Raw genomic sequence first — 445 nt, 5'->3', positions numbered from 1 at the left:
ATGCTGGCCTCGCCTGACTATCTGGCGCGTCGGGCGCCGTTAATCCATCCCCGACAGCTGGTGGATCACCGCTGCATTACGCACCGGGCATGGTCGGAGTGGCTTCTGCGAAGCGAGAGTGAGGATTACCGCTACCTGCCGGATAACGCCCACATGACGGATAACCTGGTGTACGCCCGAGAATGCGCCATTGCCGGGGCGGGGATCACGCTGTTACCCGCATTCCTGCTGGAAGATAAAATTGAAAAGGGCGCGCTGGTAAAGGTGCTACCGGAGTGGCGCGTTGAGGGGAACGATCTCTGGCTGGCCTATCCGAGCCGTAAGCTCAATTCGCCTGCGCTGATGAGATATATCGACTTTGCGATGCAGTTTGATGAGGTGAAGCGGTATTACGTGGGCAAATAAAAAAGCCGGGTGGCGGCTTCGCCTTACCCGGCCTACACAC

At 58.2% G+C, this 445-nt stretch carries 1 protein-coding gene; it reads left to right on the top strand.

Annotated features, from left to right (window positions below; translation table 11 throughout):
* The coding region (locus EQ827_RS08895; protein WP_219912698.1) for a LysR substrate-binding domain-containing protein at window positions 1–405 on the top strand (405 nt) is incomplete at its 5' end.
* Window positions 406–445 lie beyond the last annotated feature (40 nt).

It is taken from the genome of Bombilactobacillus bombi (assembly GCF_013607485.1).
In the GTDB taxonomy this organism is placed as follows: domain Bacteria; phylum Bacillota; class Bacilli; order Lactobacillales; family Lactobacillaceae; genus Bombilactobacillus; species Bombilactobacillus bombi_A.
This window is presented reverse-complemented; position numbering and strand designations above follow the sequence as displayed.